Source organism: Amycolatopsis silviterrae (assembly GCF_042684085.1).
Classification (GTDB): Bacteria; Actinomycetota; Actinomycetes; order Mycobacteriales; family Pseudonocardiaceae; genus Amycolatopsis; species Amycolatopsis silviterrae.
In genome coordinates, this window is the sequence record NZ_JBHUKS010000011.1 from 231,314 (window position 1) to 244,405 (window position 13,092).

Genomic DNA, 13,092 nt, shown 5'->3' on the forward strand with positions numbered 1-13,092 from the left:
GACGGGTGAGGTGGACCATGGGCGACGACGGGATTCTGGTGCTGGACGGGGCGCGGACCCCGGTCGGGAGCTTCGGCGGGGTATTCCGGGAGGTGCCGGGGTTCGAACTGGGCGCTGCCGCGGCACGGACCGCGCTCGACCGGACGCGGGTCGCGCCAGAGGAAATCGGCGAAGTGGTGATGGGCTGCATCGGGCAGATCGGGCCGGACGCGTACAACGCCCGCCGCGTCGCGCTTGCGGCCGGACTTCCGGTTGCCACGCCTGCGTACACCGTGAACCGCCTTTGCGGCTCGGGACTTCAGGCGATTTGGTCCGCAGCATCGCAAATGCGCTGGGACGGCCTCGGCTTCGCGCTCGCAGGCGGCGACGAGTCGATGAGCCGGATGCCGTTCTACGACTTCGAGGCACGTTCTGGATACCGGCTCGGCGACCGCACGCTCGCAGACGGGACGGTCATGATGTTGACCGACCCGTTCCACGGTGTCCACATGGGAGTGACCGCGGAGAACGTCGCCCAGAAATACGGCGTCTCGCGGCAGGAACAGGACGAGTTCGCTGCGGAATCGCAGCGGCGCGCTGCCTCGCCGGATGCGAAGGCGGCGTTCGCCGAAGAGATCACTCCGGTCGAGACGGGCGGTCGGCGATCGGCGACGGTCACTGACGACGAGCACCCGAAGCCGGGCACGACTGTCGAAGCGCTGTCTGGCTTGCGGCCGGCCTTCCAGGAAGGCGGCACTGTCACCGCGGGCAATTCGTCTGGCATCAACGACGGTGCGGCTGCGGTGGTTCTCGCCCGCGAATCTGCGGCGGCCGAGCGCGGGCTGTCCGGCTTGGTGCGGATCGAGGCGGTCGCCACGGCTGCGTTGGAGCCGGAATTGATGGGCTACGCACCCGTTCCCGCGCTTCGGAAGCTGTTCGAGAAGACCGGTACCACGCCGAGCGACATCGACATTGTCGAGCTGAATGAGGCGTTCGCGGCGCAGGCGGTCGCGGTCGTTCGCGACGCCGGCCTTGATCCGGAGCGCACGAATCCTTACGGCGGCGCGATCGCGCTGGGACACCCGGTCGGTGCGACTGGAGCGATTCTCACGCTCCGTGCAGCTAAACACCTCGCGCGCACCGACAAAGAACTCGGCATCGTGACAATGTGCATCGGCGGAGGACAGGCGCTCGCCGCCCTGCTGCGGAGGGTCGCGTAATGACTGGTGTGCGGTGGGAAGTGCGCGAGGGTGTTTGCCGGATCGTCCTCGACCGGCCTCAGGTGTCGAACGCGGTCGACCTGGCTGCTGCGCGGGGCCTCGCCGAGGCGGTGGAGGCGGCCGAGGCAACTGCTGTGCGGGCTGTTCTGCTCACCGGCGAGGGTGCCCGGTTCTGCGCGGGCGGAGACGTGCAGTCGTTCGTCGCGGCTGCAGAACCTCCGATGCACCTCCACCAGCTCGCCACCGAACTGGAAGCCGCGCTGCGGCGGCTTTCGGAGCTGCCCAAGCCGGTCGTGGCTGCGGTGCAGGGTGCGGTCGCGGGTGCTGGCCTCGCCTTCGTTCTGAACGCGGACATCGTGGTGGCGGCGCACTCTACGAAGTTCCGGATGGCCTATTCCGGCGTCGGCCTTACCCCGGATTGCGGAGTGTCATACCTCTTGCCCCGTGCAGTCGGCACACAGCGAGCGCTCGAGCTGGCACTCGTCGGGCGCACGCTGACCGCAGACGAAGCGCGCGATTGGGGTCTTGTCACGCAGGTGGTCGAGGACGATGCGCTGTCTGCTGCTGCGGCTGACATAGCCGCTGCGCTGGCGAACGGATCGGCGGCTGCGTTCGGCCAGGCGAAGCGGCTGATCCGGTCGTCGTTCTCGGCGACCCGCGAGCAAAGCGCGGCTGACGAAGCGCGCACCATTGCTTCAGCGGTGACTACCGACGAAGCGCAGGAGCTGATCCGGCGGTTCGTCAATCGGTGACCGGCTCCCATCGCAGCAGCGCCGCCGGTGGTTCTCCGGGCACATCCTCGAACTCCGCACGGACTGGCATGCCCATCGACGGCGCGGCGTCGCTGCTCCATCCTCCCGGCAGCAGGAGTCCTTCTCCTTCCGCCAGCCGAACGATAACCACGGTGTACGGAGCGGTGCGCTCCGGTTGGTAGGCCCGGTGGGACACCGTCCAGCTGACGATGGTGCCTTCGCCGCTGGCTTCAGTCCATTCCCAGTCGAACGACCGGCACGCAGCGCACATCGCCCTGGCCACCAACCGATGAGTGCGACAGGACTGGCACGTCTGGATTTGCAGGCGGTGGTCGGCGAGAGCGGCCCACCACTCGGCGGAGTCGCGGTCGGCGAGCGGGCGGGTCATCGGTCTGCTCGCAGGATCAGCGCGGAGGTCGTGCCGGACACGTAGCCCGGCTGGCCGGTCGTCAGCGCTACCTCGGCTCCGGGAACCTGCCGTTCGCCGGCTTGTCCGCGCAGCTGCTGCACGGCTTCGCCGACGTGGTTGAGGCCGTGCAGATAGCCCTCGGATAGGTGCCCGCCGTGAGTGTTGACGGGGAGCCGTCCGTCCAGCGCGGTCGCACCGGATGCGACGAACTCCGCGGCCGTATGCCGGGGCGTCAGAACGTAATCCTCCAATTGCATCAGGACCAGCGGGGTGAAAGCGTCGTAGAGTTCGGCGATCTGGATTTCCTCCGGACCGATGCCGGCGGCCCGGTAGAGGCGAGGGGCGAGATCCGCGGCCGCGCTGATCGACAGATCGGGCCGCGCGGCGGAGAACAAGCTGTGCCCGCCTCCTGAAGCGGCGGCGCTGATCAGAACCGGCGGTTGCCTCAGATCGCGCGCGCGTTCCGCGGACGTGACGACCACGGCGATCGCCGCGTCGGTCTCCAGGCAGCAGTCGAAGAGCCGCAACGGTTCGGCGATCCAGGGCGCTGCCAGGTAGTCCTCCATGGACAGCGGCTTGCGCATCATCGCCCGCGGGTTGCGCATGGCGTTCTGTCGCTGGGTGATCGCCACCCGGCCGAGGTCCTCTTCGGAGGCGCCTGAGGCGGCCAGGTAAGCCTGGCTGACCAGGGCGTACTGCTGCGGCGGGGCGAGGAGGCCGTACGGCACCTGGTACTGGAACTCGACGAGAGTCGGCGCTGCCCGCCCTGTGCCGCCCATCCGGAACTCCGAGCGGGCGTTGAGCGCGCGCCAGCAGACGACCGTGGACGCTTGCCCGCTCGCGACCGCCATCGCGGCTGTTCCGATCGTCGCCGCGGAAACGCCGCCACCGCCCCAAAGGTCAAGCAAGACGTGCGGGTCGGAGACCCCGAGCGACGCGGCGACGACGGCAGCGGGGGCCGCGTCGCCGACCGAATGCGTCACCAAGCCGTCGACGTCGCCGGGAGAGAGGCCGCAGTCGTCGAGCGCGGAGGAGATGGCGCGGAGAGCCAGTTCGAGAGTGCTCACGCCGGAATTCTTCGAATACGGCGTCCATCCCAGGCCGGCGACAGCGGTGCGATCGCGGAGCGGACTCACGACACCTCCTCATCCCAAGCGAGCACTTGCTCAAATACTACGAACGCTGCCGAGATCGTGTCAACGAAGGGAAGTTGACGGCGGGCCGAGCACGTCGTACGGTTCTTAACCAAGCGATTGCTCAAGTCGGCTGGAAGAGGAGAAACTGTGGCGCGCGGGATCTATCTGCTCGAAGAGGTGTACTTCCACCCGATGAACTCGCGCCACCCGCGCGAATACCTGCAGTGGCTGGTGAACTACAAGAAGGAAGACGAGCAGCGGGACGGCTCCGGTGCCGAACTGACCAGCGGCCTGTCCGTGCGCTCGCGGGCGATCGACTTGGTCGGCGCCTTCTACGCGATCGGCATCACCGGCCACGAGCAGTTCAAGGCGGTGACGCTGTGGGACTGTCACGGCGGCTGGGAGGGCGGCTGGCGGCAGATGCTCGACATCTACGACAACGTCAAGCCCGAGCTGTTCCTGTCGTCCATCGACGACCTGCGCCACAAGGCGTTCTCGCGCCCGATGGGCGGCGTCCAGGGGACTCCGGACTTGCAGGCGCTGCGTGCCGAGCACTACACCGCGCCGTTCTTCCTGCACGAGGTCGCGCACGTCCGTCCCGGTGCGGCACTCGACTACCTTGCTGCCGTCCGGGAGGAACGCACGCCCATTCTCGCCGATCACGGCCACCGCCTCGTCGGGCTGTACGAGGTGCTGATGTCCGATTCGGAAGTCGTGACGTTCTGGGGCACCGACATGGATTCGCACCTGCGCACGCAGCGTGCTTACGACGCCGCGGTCGGTCTCGACGCCGAGGCGCAAGCTGACCCACGGTTGCTCGACTGGCGCAAGACGGCGCGGCAGTACCTCGACGGACCCTGGCGGGAAACCCTGCTCGCCCCGTTCCCCGGCTCGGTGCTGGCACCGGCGCAGTCCTGACAACGGAAAGGTGGATGCTGTGCCCGACTCCGTGCACCGTCCGATGAAGTTCTCCGCGTTCCTGCTGTTCCACCGGCCCGACCGGCAGCGCAGCATGAAGGAGGTCTACGACTACAACATCAGGGTCGCCGAGTTGCTCGAAGAACTCGGCTTCGACGGCCTGTGGGCGTCCGAGCACCACTTCCGCGATTACGGAACCGTGCCGAACACGTTCACTATGCTCAGCCACCTCGCGGCCCGGACCGAACGGATCCGCCTCGGCACGGGCGTCGTTGTGCTGCCGCTGCACAACCCCGTGCACGTAGCCGAAGAAGCAGCGCAGGTGGACCTGCTGTCGAACGGCAGGCTCGACCTCGGCGTCGGCCGCGGCTACCAGAGCATCGAGTTCGACGGCTTCGGCCTGGACCTGGCCGAGGCGCGCGACCGGTTCGACGAGGCGTTGGAAGTGATCACCGGGCTGTGGACGCAGGACACGTTCCGCCACGAGGGGCGGTTCTACCGCACGGGTGAGGTCGACCTGACGCCGAGGCCGTTGCAGCGGCCGCACCCGCCCGTGTATGTGGCCGCGGTGAGCCCGGAAACAGTCGAACGCTATGCCCAGCGCGGCCTGCCGATCCTCGCCGATCCGGCTGCTCCTTTTCGCAAGGTGCACAAGGCAGCCGAGACTTGGCGGACGGTCGCGGCCGAAGCCGGGCACGCCGCTGACGAAGCCGAACTCGTCGTTTCGCGCTCGGTCTGGCTCGCTCCGACCGTCGAACAGGCGCGTGCCGACCAAGAGTCTTTCGAGAAAGCCTTCGACCGGGCGCGCATCTTCAATGAGAAGAGCGCACCGATCGACTCGAAGACCGGCGAGATCGCCAAGGGCTTCGAGTTCTGGGAAGGGCGCTACCTCAAGGGCGGGAGCGTGGGCACCGACTTCCGGTGGGAACAGCTCGAAGTGATCGGCGACCCGGAGCGCGTCATCGGGCAGGTCGCGATGCTGCAGGAGTTCGGCTTCGGACACCTCATGTGCGACTTCGGCAGCACCCGGCACCTGCCGTTCGAGGACATGAAGCGGGCGATCACGTTCTTTGCCAAGGAAGTCATCCCGGCATTCCGCTGAGAGGCGCAGCATGCACGAGTTCACGATCGGGGACGTCGTCCGAGAGCACCGGCGCGGCCGGGGACACGTCACCGCACTTGTCGACGGGGACCGCCGGCTGACGTACGCCGAACTGGATCAGCGAACCAACCGGCTCGCGCATGCGCTTCTCGACGCGGGTGCCGGCCCTGGGGAGCGAGTTCTATGGCTGGGCGTCAATTCTTTTCGGATCATCGAGCTTCTCGTCGCCTGCGCGAAGGTCGGCGCGATGCTGTGCCCGGCCAACTGGCGGCAGAGCAGCGACGAGTTGCGTTTCGTGCTCGACGATCTCCGGCCGGCGGTGGTCGTCTGGGAAGCCGGGCCGCTGGACGCCGCGCTCGAGCCGCTCCGCGAAGCGACAACCGGGAAATGGGTATGCCACAACGCGGACGACGGCTACGAGGATTGGCTGTCCTCGCACCCGGACTCGGACCCCGGGTGCGAGGTTTCCGAGGAATCGCCGGTCCTCGTGCTCTACACCGCTGCCTTCGACGGGCGCCCGCACGGGGCGATGCTCGCCCAGCGGGCGCTCATCGCGCACAGCATGATGCTCGGCGTCGTGCGGCAGATCGAGGAAGGCTTCGTGTGCCTCGATTCCGGGCCGTTGTTCCACGTCGGCACGATGATGTTCGCGCTCGCGACATTGAATTTCGGAGGAACCAACGTCGTGCTGCCGACATTCGAACCGGAGTTGGCGTGCCGGCTCATCGAGCGGGAGCGCTGCCAGGCGGCGATGTTGTTCCCGGCGATGATCGCGCAGTTGGTGGAAGCCAACGCCGACGGCCGATTCGACCTTTCGAGTCTTCGGTTCGCCGCCGGCGACGAACCGTGGAACTCGATGATCACGATTGACGAGAGCCCGTGGGGACGTTCCTTCGCCGGATACGGCCAGACGGAAGTCGCCGGCATGCTCACTTACCACGCGCTCGGTCTCGAAGGGACCGGGACCAGCGGGCGGCCGAGCCTGTTCGCGCAGTTGCGGATCGTCGATCCGGTGGACGGCGAACTGCCCGACGGGGAGGTCGGGGAAATCGTCGCGCGAGGGCCGCACGTGTTCAGCGGCTATTTCAACCGTCCGGAGCTGACAGCGGCGAAGCTGCGCGGCGGTTGGCACCACACCGGAGATCTCGGCCGGCGGGAAAAGGACGGCACCATCAGCTTCCTCGGACCGAAGCTGCGCATGATCAAGTCCGGGGGAGAGAACATCTACCCGGCCGAAGTCGAACGGGCGCTGAACTCCCATCCGGGGGTTTCGGCGGCCGCGGTCATCGGCAGGCCCGATCCGGAATGGGGACAGAACGTGGTTGCGATTGTGGTGCCCGCTGAGTGTGCCGAGATCACCGAAGCCGAGCTCATCGAGCACGTGCGGACTGTGGTGGCGTCGTACAAGAAGCCCAAGGAAGTGATCCTCGCCGAGGAGATTCCGCGTCGCGGCTTCGTGCCGGACTACGACGAGCTGGACGACCGCTACGGCGGCGGCGGCTACCCAGGAGCCTGAACCGCTTACCCGGAAGGAGAAAACGCAATGACGCGCTATACCAACTTCGGGCACGCAGTGCTGACCGCGCAACGCGATCGGACTCCGGACGCGGTGGCGGTGACCTTCGCGGGTCGTGACCACCTGACTTTTGAAGAGCTGAACCGTCGGGTCAACCGCCGGGCGAAGGCCTTGGCCGCGGCAGAGGTGAGCCCCGGCGACCGCGTCGCGACCTTGCTCGACTCTCCTCTGTCCGTGCTGGAGGTATACCTGGCCCAGGCCAAGCTCGGGACTGTGCTCGCGGCGCTGAACCCATTCTGGTCACCGGATGTCTTCGTGCCAGTGCTCACGCGGAGCCAGGTCACCGCCTTCGTCTACGACGCGCGGTTCGACGATCTTGTGGCGCAGCTGCGGCCCGAGCTGCCCGGAGTGCGGCAATGGTTGCGTCTCGGCGGAGCGGCGGACGACGCGCTCGATTTTGACGCGCTCACCGACACGGCGGACGACGCCGAGCCGGACATCCGGGCAGGCAGCGACGCTCCGTTGGCGCTGTTCTTCACGTCCGGCACGACAGGGCTGCCGAAAGCGGTTGTTCACACGCACCTCAGCGGCCTGGCGATCGCCGAGAAGCTGTGGCTGGACGTGCCGCTCGGCCGGGACGCTGTCGTCGGCACCGGACCGATCGTCTGGGGCATCGGTTTCCTGGCGGTCGCGGCGCCCGCCCTCGCGGGCGGAGCGCGACTGGTCCTGGAGGAGGGGTTCGGGCCCAGCCATTTTCTCGGAGCGGTGCCGCGGGAACGGATCACCCACCTGAGCGTAACGCCGAGCTTCTTCGTGGAGTTGCTGTCCGACCGGGCACACGAAACGGTGGACCTCTCCTCGCTCCGGGTGGCGATGCTCGGCGGGGAGCCGCTGTTGTCCTCACTGCAGCAGCGCATCCACCAGCGTTTGCCGGAGCTGGCGCTTTATGGCTACTACGGGCAGACCGAAGCGCCCTACAGCGTAATCGGCCGGCGCGACCAGGTGCCGGACGACGTCGTGGGCTGGGCCCGAACCGGTGGCGCGGTGCGGGTGGTGGACGGCACCGGGCAGCGGATCACCGGTGAGATCGGAGAGATCCAGCTCGCGGGTCCGCACGTCGCCGCCGGATACGACGGTCAGCCGGAAGCTGCCGAGCAAGCGCTGCGGGATGGCTGGTTCACCGGGGGAGACCTCGGAAAAGTCGACCGCGCGGGCCGAGTGTCCGTGCTGGGACGGCGAGCAGACGCGATTGTGCGCGGCGGAGTATTCACCCTGCCGGCGCAGGTCGAAGACGTCGCGTCCACGGTGGACGGGGTCGCGGAAGCCGCTGCGGTCGGTGTCGATGGCGGCGCGGAACCGAAGATCCTGCTGGTCGTCCGGCCGGAGCAGGACCGCACGGTGGATCCCGAGGTCGTTCGGGCGGCGGTTGCGGACAAGCTGCCGCCGGAGTCGCGACCGGACCTCGTAGCGGTCGCGGACGAGCTGCCGCACGCGAACGACGGGTCCGGCGGACAGGGAAAGCTCCTGCGTCGCGAGGTAAGGGAACGCTGGGGGCATCTCCTGGAAGCGGCTCGCCCGTGAGCGGGCAGCTTGCCGGGCAGGTCGTCTTCGTCACGGGCGGAGCGCGGGGGCAGGGGCGGTCTCACGCCGAGGCGGCGGCACGGGAAGGAGCCGACGTCGTCCTCTTCGACCGTTGCCAAGACTCCGCGGCGGTCGCTTACCCTCTTGCCACCGAAGCGGATCTGGCGCAGACGGCTGAGCTGGTGCGCGCGCATGGGCGCGAGGTCTTGGCGCTCACCGGCGACGTGCGCGACCCGGCCGAGGTGGATTCGGCGGTCGCGGAAGCGGTGCGCCGATTCGGGCGCATCGACGCGCTGATCGCCAACGCCGGAGTACACGGCGGAGGATCGATCCAAGACGCTGACCGGGGGATATGGGACGAAGTCCTTGGCGTGAACCTGACTGGCGTTTTCCAGTCCATGCGCGCGGTGGCGCCGCACATGATCGAACGCGGATACGGCCGCATCGTCGCGACCGCCTCCAATCAGGGCCGGATGGCAGTACCTGGCTCGGTCCCGTACGTCGCATCGAAGTGGGGCGTGGTCGGCCTGGTGAAGGCAGCGGCGCTCGATCTCGCGGCGTTCGGCATTACGGTGAATGCGGTCGCGCCAGGGAACACGTCGACTCCGATGGTGCACAACGACGCGCTGTACCGGGCGTTGCGTCCTGATCTCGACGCGCCTGAATGGAAGGATGTCGAGCCGCTGCTGCGCGAGCACCACGTGCAGCCGGTGACGCTGCTGGACGCCGCGGAGATCACGGCCGCGGTGCTGTTCCTGATCGGCCCGGGCACTCCGCACGTGACGGGCTCGGTGATCGACGTCAATGCCGGGTCGGCCGCGAGGTACACCGCATGATCGGCGCAGAGGACCATCGGGAGATCGAGCGGCTGGTCCACCTCTACTGCTACTGCCTGGACGACGGCCGGTTCGACGACCTCGGCCGCTTGTTCGCGGACGCGGACCTTTACGTCGGCGACGCGCTGGTGGCTCGCCGCGACCCCGTCGCGGTGGCTGCACTGTGGCGCCGCTACGTCCGGATCCATGCGAACGGGACGCCGCGAACCCACCACCTCTCGACCAACTTGGTGGTCGAAGACGACGGCCCGGGGCGGGCGCGCGCTCATTCGTACATCCTGGTGGTGCAGCACGCCGCGTCGTTCCCGTTGCAGCCCATCATCGCGGGCGATTACCTCGACCGGTTCACGAAGACCGATGCCGGATGGCGATTCGCCGAGCGGAGGATCGGCAACGATCTCTTCGGCGATTTGAGCGCGCACTTGCTGGAACCCATGGAAATCGGCGACTCCGACCGGCTCCAGAGCTGGGAACGGCTCTGATGGACGCGGGCGTGCAGTTCTTCCCGTCCGCGGAATCGATTTCGCCGGTCGCGTTCGCCCGCGCGGCCGAGGAGCGCGGGTTCGAGTCGGTCTTTTTTCCCGACCACACGCATGTCCCGGTGGGCAGCGCCAGCCCGCCGTTCTACCGGCGCTTGCTCGACCCGCTGGTGGCGCTCGCCGCTGTCGCCGTGTCGACCAGCCGCATCCGACTCGGCACCGCGGTCTGCCTGGTGCCTCAGCGCGAGCCTCTCGTTCTCGCCAAGCAGGTGGCGACGATCGACGAGCTTTCCGGCGGCAGATTCGTCTTCGGCGTCGGTGCCGGCTCGGACGAAACCGAGCTCCGCAACCACGGAACCGACCCCGAGCGCCGCTTCGCGGTACTGCGGGAGCGGTTGGCCGCGATGACGGCGCTCTGGACCGAGGACGAAGCGGAGTACCATGGCGACTTCGTGGAGTTCAGCCCGGCTTGGTCGTGGCCGAAGCCAGTCCAGCGTCCGAGGCCGCCCGTCCTGCTCGGCGGCGGCGGCCCTCGCGTGCTAGATCGGGTAGTGGAACTGGCGGACGGCTGGATTCCCTACCGCGACGGAACTGAACAGATCGGCGACGAACCGTCCGGCGCGGAGGAAGTGTTCAGCGCTCGGCTCGGGCGGCGGGTCCGTGAGCTCGCGAAGCGTGCCGCGGATGCCGGGCGGACCGAGATGCCGGTGACGCTTTTCAACGCTTTTCCTCATGCCGACGCGCTTGCCCGGTATGCGGAGCTGGGGATCGCCCGCGTCGTGTTCTGGATGCCCACGGCCGGTGGGCCGGCCACGTTGCACAAGCTCGATCGGATCGCGGCGCTTGTCGCGTCGTGAACCAGAGGAGGGAATCACCATGGCAGAGGCGCGCCCGGCCGATGTTCCGCATTACGTCGGCGGCGAGTTCAGGACTGCGCGGAGCGGGAAGTGGCTCGACAGCGTCAATCCGGCGACCGGGGAGGTGTGGGCGAGGATCCCGGCCGGCGAGGCGTCCGATGTGGACGACGCAGTAGCCGCGGCGCTGGCCGCGTTTCCCGCTTGGCGCGGGAAGCTGCCGATGGAACGGGCGGCGATTCTCCGCAGTTGGGCAAGCTTAGTTCGCGAAGACGCCGAGGAGCTGTGGAGGCTCGACGCGACCGACAACGGTCGCGCCAGCACCGAGGCGCGCCCCGCAGTTCTCGGCGGTGCCGCGCAGATCGAGTTTCATGCGGGACTGGCGGAGACGATCACCTCGGAAACCGTCGCGATCACTCCGGCAGCGCATACGTACTCAGTGCGAGAGCCGTTCGGTGTCGTCGGCATCATCATTCCGTGGAACGCCCCGCTGGCCATGTTTCTGGCGAAGGCCTCGGCAGCTCTGGCAGCCGGCAACACTGTGGTCGTGAAGCCGCCAGAGCGCGCCTCGGTGTCGATTCTCGCGGCTGCGCGTCGCCTGGAAGAGGCGGGAATTCCGCCCGGGGCGGTGAACGTCGTCTGCGGCGAGGGCGCGACAGCGGGCGAAGCGCTGGCAGACCACCGAGACATCGCCAAGATCAGCTTTACCGGGTCGACCGCGACGGGACGGCGGATCACTCAGCGATCGGTGAGCAACCTGAAAGTCCTGGGGTTGGAGCTAGGGGGCAAATCGCCGAACCTGGTGTTCGCGGACGCGGACCTCGACGCCGCCGCGGCCGGTGCGGCAGCCGGAATCTTCACCGGCAGCGCCGGACAAGCTTGCATTGCGGGATCGCGGATCCTCGTCGAAGACACGATCTTCGACGAGTTCCTGGAGCGCGTGCGCGCACACGCCGCGGCGATCCGGCTGGGAGATCCGCTCGACCCGGAGACCACGATGGGGCCGGTCGCCTTCGACACGCAGTTCGACAAGGTGCGGGGCTATCTGGAGCTTGCCGAAGCGGAAGGCGCGCGGCGGGTGTTCGGAGGGCGGAGCGGCAAGGAGCTCTTTGAACCGGGACACCGGCTGTCCGGCGGCTACTTCGTGGAGCCGACGCTGTTCGCCACTCCGGACAACCGGCTGCGGGTCTGCCAGGAGGAGATCTTCGGCCCGGTCGCGGTCGCGATTCCGTTCAGCTCGGAAGCCCACGCGCTCGAGTTGGCGAACGACACCGTCTACGGGCTCGCGGCGGGGGTGTGGACCAGCGACGTGTCACGGGTCCACCGGCTGGCCGACGGTCTGCGCGCGGGAACGGTGTGGGTCAACACCTACCGAAGGCTGCACTGGGCCTTGCCGTTCGGCGGGCAAAAGGAAAGCGGCAACCGCGTTTCGAACGGACCGCGTGCGCTCGACGAGTGGCTCGAGCACAAGAGCGTCTGGATCGAGCACGGCTGAGCACCCCGGCTTGTGCCGCGCTCCGTGCGCTTGGTTTCCTGGACGGCAGACGAACCATCCGCACGCGAGGGGGCTCGATGGCCGAGGACGCACGGGCTGCCGCCCGGCAAACCCGCCGGGACCAGACCAGGTCACGGTTGGCGGACGCCGCTGTCGACTGCTTCTCCCTGACCGGGTACGTGGCGACGTCGATCGAAGACATCACCGCCGCCGCGGGCACGACACGAGCGACGTTCTACCGCCATTTCAGGTCGAAGGCGGATGTGCTGATGGAGGTTCTGCGCCACCTGGACGAAGAGTACGAGCCGGTCTATCTCGCCTTGTTCGAACTCGCGGAGCGTCCGAGCCGGGAACGCATCTCCCGCTGGCTCGACGACACGTTGCGGGTGTGGGAACGAACCCGGGTGGCGTCCGCGGCCGTCACCGAGGCCGCTCTGCTGGACGACACTGTCCGCGAACGCCAGCAGACGAGCTTTGAGCGCGACATCGAATTGCTCGCGGCCGCCTTGCAGAAGGGCGGATGCTGGACTGAGCCGCAGGCGAAAGTTCGGGCGGCCTTGCTCTTCGGGCAGCTGCAGCAGATGTTCCTTCGCTGGTCGTCGCACGGGTGGGACCTCGACCGGGACGAAACGGCCGTCGTGCTGGCGCGGATGTGGAGTGCGGCGCTCGACCTTGACTGAATCGGTTAAGTAAAGAAAGAGACTCGGAGTCTCTTGACGCTCCGCGCGTGAGCGGGGTTACATCGGTGTACCCCCCCTACATCGACGTGGGAGATGGCCATGACCGTCACCATGGATATCCCGGCGAACGCCGCG

Annotated in this window: 13 protein-coding genes; 11 read left to right on the forward strand and 2 right to left on the reverse strand. The window is 67.9% G+C overall.

What is annotated here, in order from left to right; all coding sequences use genetic code 11:
• Positions 1 to 17: 17 nt before the first annotated feature.
• Both ACFSVL_RS16635 and ACFSVL_RS16640 read left to right on the forward strand, forming a co-directional pair.
• Positions 18 to 1,199, forward strand: a complete 1,182-nt coding sequence (locus ACFSVL_RS16635) for a thiolase family protein (RefSeq protein ID WP_378305072.1) — start codon at positions 18 to 20, stop codon at positions 1,197 to 1,199.
• Positions 1,199 to 1,951, forward strand: a complete 753-nt coding sequence (locus ACFSVL_RS16640) for an enoyl-CoA hydratase/isomerase family protein (protein ID WP_378305074.1) — start codon at positions 1,199 to 1,201, stop codon at positions 1,949 to 1,951. Before ACFSVL_RS16635 ends, ACFSVL_RS16640 begins: the two co-directional genes overlap by 1 nt.
• On the opposite strand, the gene ACFSVL_RS16645 is transcribed toward ACFSVL_RS16640, so the two are convergent.
• Complete coding sequence (locus tag ACFSVL_RS16645) at positions 1,941 to 2,339, reverse strand: Zn-ribbon domain-containing OB-fold protein (RefSeq protein WP_378305075.1); 399 nt, start codon at positions 2,337 to 2,339, stop codon at positions 1,941 to 1,943. The genes ACFSVL_RS16640 and ACFSVL_RS16645 overlap by 11 nt on opposite strands.
• A complete protein-coding gene (locus ACFSVL_RS16650) occupies positions 2,336 to 3,427 on the reverse strand; it encodes a thiolase C-terminal domain-containing protein (RefSeq protein WP_378305077.1) in 1,092 nt (363 codons plus the stop codon). Before ACFSVL_RS16650 ends, ACFSVL_RS16645 begins: the two co-directional genes overlap by 4 nt.
• 216 nt (positions 3,428 to 3,643) lie before the next feature.
• On the opposite strand from ACFSVL_RS16650, the gene ACFSVL_RS16655 reads away from it, so the two are divergent.
• The 9 genes from ACFSVL_RS16655 (at position 3,644) to ACFSVL_RS16695 (ending at position 12,957) form a co-directional block, all read left to right on the forward strand.
• Positions 3,644 to 4,414 carry a hypothetical protein gene (locus ACFSVL_RS16655; protein ID WP_378305079.1) on the forward strand — a complete coding sequence of 257 codons (771 nt, stop codon included), beginning with the start codon at positions 3,644 to 3,646 and terminating at the stop codon, positions 4,412 to 4,414.
• A gap of 19 nt (positions 4,415 to 4,433) precedes the next feature.
• Positions 4,434 to 5,516 carry an LLM class flavin-dependent oxidoreductase gene (locus tag ACFSVL_RS16660; protein ID WP_244223623.1) on the forward strand — a complete coding sequence of 361 codons (1,083 nt, stop codon included), beginning with the start codon at positions 4,434 to 4,436 and terminating at the stop codon, positions 5,514 to 5,516.
• Between the two features lie 10 nt (positions 5,517 to 5,526).
• A complete protein-coding gene (locus ACFSVL_RS16665) occupies positions 5,527 to 7,032 on the forward strand; it encodes an AMP-binding protein (RefSeq protein ID WP_378305081.1) in 1,506 nt (501 codons plus the stop codon).
• A gap of 27 nt (positions 7,033 to 7,059) precedes the next feature.
• Positions 7,060 to 8,613: a class I adenylate-forming enzyme family protein gene (locus tag ACFSVL_RS16670; RefSeq protein ID WP_378305083.1), complete on the forward strand. Its 1,554-nt coding sequence runs from the start codon at positions 7,060 to 7,062 to the stop codon at positions 8,611 to 8,613.
• The gene (locus ACFSVL_RS16675) at positions 8,610 to 9,449 is read left to right on the forward strand and encodes a mycofactocin-coupled SDR family oxidoreductase (protein WP_378305085.1); all 840 of its coding nucleotides are present in this window, start codon (positions 8,610 to 8,612) and stop codon (positions 9,447 to 9,449) included. Before ACFSVL_RS16670 ends, ACFSVL_RS16675 begins: the two co-directional genes overlap by 4 nt.
• Complete coding sequence (locus ACFSVL_RS16680) at positions 9,446 to 9,931, forward strand: nuclear transport factor 2 family protein (RefSeq protein ID WP_378305087.1); 486 nt, start codon at positions 9,446 to 9,448, stop codon at positions 9,929 to 9,931. The genes ACFSVL_RS16675 and ACFSVL_RS16680 overlap by 4 nt, the downstream gene beginning before the upstream one ends.
• Positions 9,931 to 10,785, forward strand: coding sequence for an LLM class F420-dependent oxidoreductase (locus ACFSVL_RS16685; protein WP_378305089.1), 855 nt, complete (start codon positions 9,931 to 9,933; stop codon positions 10,783 to 10,785). The genes ACFSVL_RS16680 and ACFSVL_RS16685 overlap by 1 nt, the downstream gene beginning before the upstream one ends.
• Positions 10,786 to 10,804: 19 nt before the next feature.
• Positions 10,805 to 12,277 carry an aldehyde dehydrogenase family protein gene (locus ACFSVL_RS16690; RefSeq protein ID WP_378305091.1) on the forward strand — a complete coding sequence of 491 codons (1,473 nt, stop codon included), beginning with the start codon at positions 10,805 to 10,807 and terminating at the stop codon, positions 12,275 to 12,277.
• Between the two features lie 77 nt (positions 12,278 to 12,354).
• A complete protein-coding gene (locus tag ACFSVL_RS16695; RefSeq protein ID WP_378305093.1) occupies positions 12,355 to 12,957 on the forward strand; it encodes a TetR/AcrR family transcriptional regulator in 603 nt (200 codons plus the stop codon).
• Positions 12,958 to 13,092 lie beyond the last annotated feature (135 nt).